The sequence below is a fragment of the Streptomyces sp. URMC 126 genome, assembly GCF_051386555.1.
Classification (GTDB): Bacteria; Actinomycetota; Actinomycetes; order Streptomycetales; family Streptomycetaceae; genus Streptomyces.
This window is the reverse complement of record NZ_JBPQTX010000638.1, coordinates 1-951: the sequence shown is the minus strand read 5'-3', so window position 1 is coordinate 951 and position 951 is coordinate 1. Positions and strand designations below refer to the sequence as shown.

1 protein-coding gene is annotated in these 951 nt (G+C 72.0%); it reads left to right on the top strand.

All coding sequences use genetic code 11. The features are described from left to right. The first annotated feature begins 296 nt into the window (after positions 1-296). Entirely contained in the window at positions 297-545 is a 249-nt protein-coding gene (locus ACSNOK_RS33250; RefSeq protein WP_436784508.1) for a plastocyanin/azurin family copper-binding protein, read from the top strand. The last annotated feature ends 406 nt before the right edge of the window (positions 546-951 follow it).

Genomic DNA, 951 nt, shown 5'->3' with positions numbered 1-951 from the left:
TCCCCGTCCCCTTCCTCCCCGTCGCCGGGACCATCCACCCCGCAAGTCCCGCCACCGCCCGTGCCGGACCCGTCCCCCGCGGCCGCCGCGGTCCGTGCGTCGTCCTCGCCGCACGCCGTGCTCCGGACCCCGGGCGTGCGGCTGTCACCCACCGGAGCATCGCAGGAGCACCGCCACCTCTCCGCCTGAGGCCGCCCGGGTGAGTCCGGACCGATTCCCGGATGGGAACGTTCGACGACGGGCAGTCCCTCGTTACTCGGGCGGACCCACGCGCCCGGACACGAGGAGCACGTCCCATGCCCCAAGTATCCATTCGGGACTTCGCCTTCCATCCCGGCGAACTGACCGTGAACGCCGGCGAGACGGTCACTTGGACCAACGACGAGAACGACAGCGATCACACGGTGAGCGCGGACGACGGCTCGTTCGACTCGGCCCCGTTCCCGCCGCGGGGGACCTTCTCCCATACCTTCGCCGTGCACGGCAGGTTCCCGTACCACTGCTCCCTCCATCCCTCGATGCGGGGGTCCGTCACGGTGACGTGAGAGACGGCCGCGTGACGAGCGGACGCCCGGACCAGTCCCCGTCCGGCGAGTGCGTCCGCCCCAGGGCTCTGCCGACGGGGTCGGCGGAAGCGTCCGCGCCCGACCAGGGGTCGGCGGTCCCCCAGGCGGGCCGGGCCCGGGCGGGCGGCGGCGGGCGTCCTCACCACCACCGCCCGCCCTTTCCGTGGCCCTTACGGTTCCCCAAGAACCACGAGGCCCCTTAGGGGAACCGTAAGGGCCATCAAAGTCCCCCTAGGGGTGCACACCTTCCTGCCGCTCCACGGATCCCTACGGCCACCCACGCCCCCTAGGGGCTCCACGCCCCGACAGCCGCCCCTTACACCCAACTCCACCCACGACCGACAGCCACAGCATTCGCCTCTCCCCGACCGCCTCACCCATGACT

What these genes read in the sequence shown, in the direction of transcription:
- ACSNOK_RS33250 (WP_436784508.1), top strand. Translation starts at nt 297, where the DNA reads ATGCCCCAAGTATCCATTCGGGACTTCGCCTTCCATCCCGGCGAACTG.